We start from the raw sequence: 4,986 nt of genomic DNA, 5'->3' as shown, positions 1-4,986 counted from the left end.
ATCGCGATGGCCAACCATGTGCGCCTGGCCTATGTCGAGACCGGGTCGCAGGACGTCGACAGCATCAGCCAGGCCGGGCTGGAAGGCCTGGCCCAGGTGCTGCGCGACCGCACCTCGGTCAATGCCGAGGGCGCCGTCGGCATCAATGTCGAGAGCGACGAGCTGGCCTTCTTCCCGCTGCTGTACTGGCCGGTAACGCCGCAGCAGCCGGCCCTGTCCGACGCCGCGATCGGCAAGCTGAACGCCTTCCTGCGCACCGGCGGCACCATCTTCTTCGACACCCGCGACCAGGCGATGGGCGGCGGCACGGCCCTGGCCGGGCCGGGCGCCGACAAGCTGCGCGAGCTGACCCGGGGCCTGGACATCCCGCCGCTGACGCCGGTGCCGCCGGATCACATCCTGACCCGCGCCTTCTACCTGATGCAGGATTTCCCCGGCCGCTACACCGGCGGCGATGTCTGGGTGGAGACCGCGGACGCCACGGTGAATGACGGCGTCTCGACCATCATCATCGGCGCCAATGACTGGGCCGGCGCCTGGGCGGTCGGCCCCGGCGGCGCGCCGATGCTGCCGGTGGTGCCGGGCGGCGAGCGCCAGCGCGAGATGGCCTATCGCTTCGGCGTCAACCTGGTGATGTACGCCCTGACCGGCAACTACAAGTCCGACCAGGTGCATGTGCCGGCGATCCTGGAACGGCTGGGGCAGTGAGCATGGATGCCGCCTCCGTCGCCCTCGCGCCTCTTCTCCCCTGGACCGTCCTCGGCCCGCTGTTCGGCCTGGCCGTGCTGGCGCTGCTGGTCGGCGCCTGGCGCCGCGCGCCCGGGCTGGGCTGGCGGACCCTCGCCTTCCTCGCCCTGGCCGCCGCCCTCTTGAATCCGTCGCTGGTGGAGGAGAAGCGCGATCCGATCCACGACGTCGCCGTGGTGGTGGTCGACCGCTCGCCCTCCGACCAGATCGAGGACCGGCCGGCCCGGATCGATGCCGCGCTGGCCGACCTGCGAACCAAGCTGGCCGCCTTCCCCGATCTCGACACCCGCTTCGTCACCGTCGGCGAGGGCGCCAGCGCGCCGCTGGACGAGACCCATCTGTTCGAGGCGTTGGGCGCGGCCACGGCCGACGTGCCCCGGCGGCGCCTGGCCGGCGCCATCCTGGTCACCGACGGCCAGGTGCATGACGTGCCCACCGACCCGGCGGCGCGCACCGCCTTCGGCCCGGTGCACACGCTGCTGACCGGGCGGCCGGACGAATTCGACCGCCGCATCGTCGTGGCCCAGGCGCCGAGCTTCGGCCTGGTCGGCCAGGACGTGACCGTGACCCTGCGGGTGGACGACCTGCCGAAGGCCGAGCCCGGCGCCGTCGCCACCGTCACCGCCACCAAGGACGCCGGCGCGCCGGAGGCGCTGCAGCTGCCGGTCGGGCGCGACACCCAGGTGACCTTCCGCCTGGACCATGGCGGGCCGACCGTCTTCGAATTCGCGGTCGAAGGGCTGCCGGGCGAGCTGAGCCAGGCCAACAACCGCGCCGCCATCGTCGTCAACGGCGTGCGCGACCGGCTGCGCGTGCTGCTGGTGTCGGGCGAGCCGCATCCGGGCGAGCGCACCTGGCGCAACATCCTGAAATCCGACCCGTCGGTCGACTTGGTGCATTTCACCATCCTGCGGCCGCCGGAAAAGCAGGACGGCACCCCGATCAACGAGCTGTCGCTGATCTCCTTCCCGATTCGGGAGCTGTTCGAGACCAACCTCAAGGATTTCGACCTCATCATCTTCGACCGCTACCGGCGGATGGGGGTGCTGCCGAACCTGTATCTCGGCAACATCGCCCGCTACGTGCAGGAGGGCGGTGCCTTCCTCGAGGTCTCGGGCGAGGCCTTCGCCGAGCCGCTGAGCCTGTACCGCACGCCGATCGGCAACATCCTGCCGGCGGAGCCGACCGGCGACGTGATCGAGCAGGGCTTCCGCCCGACGGTGACCGAGCTGGGCCAGCGCCACCCGGTGACGGCGACGCTGGACGGCTCCACCGGCGGCCCCGGTGGCGGCCCGAGCTGGGGCCGCTGGTTCCGCCAGATCGACGTGGCGCCGCATGGCGGCAGCGTGGTGATGACCGGGGCCGGCGGGCGGCCGCTCCTGATCCTGAACCGGGTCGGCGAGGGCCGGGTGGCGCAGATGGCGTCGGACCAGATCTGGCTGTGGAGCCGCGGCTTCGAGGGCGGCGGCCCGCAGGCGGAGCTGCTGCGCCGCCTGGCCCATTGGCTGATGCGCGAGCCGGAGCTAGAGGAGAACGTGCTGCGCGCCGAGGCGGCGGGCCAGCGCATCGAGATCCGGCGCCGCAGCCTGGACCAGAGCAACCCGCCCGTCACCGTGACCGACCCGGACGGCAAGACCCAGACCGAGCAGCTGAGCGAGGCGTCGCCCGGCCTCTATGTCGGCCGGGTCAACGCCCAGGGGCCGGGCATCTACCGGATCAGCGACGGCGACAAGACCGCGCTGGCCGTGGTCGGCACCCTGAATCCGCCGGAGCTGAGCGACATGCGGGCGGTGACCGACAAGCTGGCGCCGGTGACCGAGGCCAGCGGCGGCGGCGTCGCCTGGCCGGCCACCGATGGCGTGCCCACCATCCGCCGCACCCGGCCGGACCGGGCGGCGTCCGGCGCCGGCTGGATTGGCCTGCGCGGCAATGGCGACTACACCGTCACCGGCATGACCGAGACGCCGCTGCTGCCGCCGCTGGTCGCCCTGCTCCTCGGCCTCGGCGGGCTGATGGCGGCGTGGCGACGGGAAGGACGGTAGCCGCCGAGTCATGCTCGGCGAGACACTCAACCCGTCATTGCGAGCGAAGCGAAGCAATCCAGGGGCCGGTGCGAACCGGCCCCTGGATTGCTTCGTCGGCTTCGCCTCCTCGCAATGACGATGCTGGTGACCAGCCCCCTCAGTTCATCACGATCTCGACCCGGCGGTTCTGCGGCTCGCGCACGCCATCGGCGGTCGGCACCAGCGGGTCGGATTCACCGACGCCGCGGACGATGATCAGGCTGTCGGCGACCCCGTCCGCCACCAGCTCACGCCGCACCGCCTCGGCCCGGCGCACCGACAGCGCCTGGTTGTAGGCGTCGGTGCCGGACCGGTCGGTGTGGCCGGTGACGTCGATGCGGGTCGATTCGCCCCGCAGCGCGTCGGTGGCGGCGGAGGCGACGATCGATCGTGCCTCCGGCGTCAGGCGCGAGCTGTCGAAGTCGAAGAACACCAGATAGCTGCGCTGGCCGGTGTCGACCGGCCCTTCCGGCGCCGGTTCGCCCGAGGCGGCGCCAAAGTCGAAGACGTATTTGACGCCGACCAGGATGGTGTGGTGGGCCGGTGCGTCGAGCTTGACCTTGGTGTCGCCGGACGTGAACTCGGCATCGGTCTCGCCGAAATAGCGGTACTCCACATTCACGGCCAGCTTCGGCGTGATGTAGTAGGACACGCCGGCGATGCCCTGATAGGCGAAGAGCGGCGAATCGTAATCGAAGTCGATATTCGCGTCCTTGGCCTTGACCTTCCAGTTGTTGAAACCGACGCCGATGCCGCCGCCGACATAAGGCACGAAGGGCGAGCCGAACTCGAAATCGTATAGACATTGGCCATCAGGCCGATGGTCCGCTCATGGCCCTTGACGTTGACCTTGACGTCATCGGCGCCGGGAACGGTGATGAACCGGTTCAGCCGGAAGGAATCATAGCTGAGCCTGGTCGTGCCGATGTCGTTCTGGCGGAAGCTGCCTTCGAGATCGGCGCGAATCGCCCCGAAATCATAGCCGACATAGATGTTGCCGGCGGGCGCCGTGTCGAAGCCGACATCGGCATGGCCATCGGTGCGCGGGTCGTCGATGGTCCAGCGCTGGTCCTGCCGGATGTTCACGCCGGCGCCCGCCCCGAGATAGATCCCCCTCGCCTGCTGGGCCATGCCGGGCGTGGCCAGCAGCACGGCAAGAGTCCCTGCCGCGCACAGAGCCAAAATCTTCATGTGCCGCCATCCTGGTCAGAGTTCGGGCCAGGGTGCCTGTTCCCGGCATCTCGATGCAGGGTTTCGCTCGGCCCCCGCCGCATCAATACGGAGGGTTCGAGAGGCGATCAACACGAAAACAAAGGATTCGATCCGAACTGCTAGCGACGTCTTTACCAAATTGAAAGGTTTGGATGTGAATCGATCTTTAATTCATCTTTAGTCAAATGCCATTCAATCGGCACAACTCCTGTCCGGCCGCCGGGCGATCTATCGCCGCCGGCAATCGAACAGGTGGTTGCGGTTGACGCGGAAGCGGCGGCGCAGATGCGGGCGCAGCAGGGCCCGGCTGTCGACCGTCGTCGGCGCCAGCCCGGCGGCTGCCAGCCGGTCGGGGAAATCGCGGCCGTTGATGCGGTAGTGATAGGGATGGCCGAACCGGCGCATCCGCTCGGCCGGGTCGTCGATCTCCGCCCCCTCCTGCGTCGGCCCCTTCGGGTCGAACGGCACCATCAGCACGGCGCGGCCGCCGGGGCGCAGCACTCGCGCCAGCTCGGCGATCGCCGCCTTGTCGTCGGGGATGTGCTCCAGCACATGGTTGGCGATCACCGCGTCGAAGGCGCCGTCGGCGAAGGGCAGCGCCGTCAGGTCGGCCTGGACATCGGCGAAGGGGTTGAACCGGTCGAGCGAGCGGTAGCGCAGGTTCGGCAGGCCGCGCAGCCGCGCCTCCAGCCACGGTTCCGGCGCCGCGTGCAGCACCCGGTGCCGGCCCGTCAGCAGGTCGGTCCGAGCGGTGAGATAGAGCCAGAGGAAGCGGTGCCGCTCGACGCTGCCGCAGCCGGGGCACATGGCGTTGCGCCGGCCCTCCAGGCCGAAGCGCAGGAAGCGGCGGGCCTGGGTGCCGCAGATCGGGCATTCCAGCACGCCCGGCGGCCCGGCCGGGGCCTGCGGCCGGGCATAGAGCCGCTCGCGCCGGTACACCGCCGCCTCATCCAGCCGGTCGCGG

At 70.2% G+C, this 4,986-nt stretch carries 4 protein-coding genes and 1 pseudogene; 3 read left to right on the top strand and 2 right to left on the bottom strand.

What is annotated here, in order from left to right; all coding sequences use genetic code 11:
* Together P409_RS26460 and P409_RS26455 are read left to right on the top strand one after the other, a co-directional pair.
* The coding region (locus tag P409_RS26460; RefSeq protein ID WP_152613551.1) for a DUF4159 domain-containing protein at window positions 1–708 on the top strand (708 nt) is incomplete at its 5' end.
* Window positions 709–710: 2 nt separating this feature from the next.
* Window positions 711–2,789, top strand: coding sequence for a membrane protein (locus P409_RS26455; RefSeq protein WP_034845457.1), 2,079 nt, complete (start codon window positions 711–713; stop codon window positions 2,787–2,789).
* Between the two features lie 139 nt (window positions 2,790–2,928).
* Here P409_RS26455 and P409_RS41425 read toward each other — a convergent pair.
* Window positions 2,929–3,603, bottom strand: a pseudogene (locus tag P409_RS41425) (OmpA family protein); the annotation flags it as partial.
* A 38-nt stretch (window positions 3,604–3,641) separates the two neighbouring features.
* On the opposite strand from P409_RS41425, the gene P409_RS40930 reads away from it, so the two are divergent.
* The gene (locus P409_RS40930) at window positions 3,642–4,145 is read left to right on the top strand and encodes a hypothetical protein (protein ID WP_238578778.1); all 504 of its coding nucleotides are present in this window, start codon (window positions 3,642–3,644) and stop codon (window positions 4,143–4,145) included.
* 105 nt (window positions 4,146–4,250) lie between these two features.
* Here the strand turns inward: P409_RS40930 and P409_RS26445 are convergent.
* Window positions 4,251–4,986: methyltransferase domain-containing protein (locus P409_RS26445; protein ID WP_052121426.1), on the bottom strand; the 736-nt coding region annotated here is incomplete at its 5' end.

It is taken from the genome of Inquilinus limosus MP06 (assembly GCF_000767795.1).
Taxonomy (GTDB): Bacteria; Pseudomonadota; Alphaproteobacteria; order DSM-16000; family Inquilinaceae; genus Inquilinus; species Inquilinus limosus_E.
The sequence above is the reverse complement of the archived record's forward strand: the minus strand, read 5'-3'. Positions and strand labels throughout refer to the sequence as shown.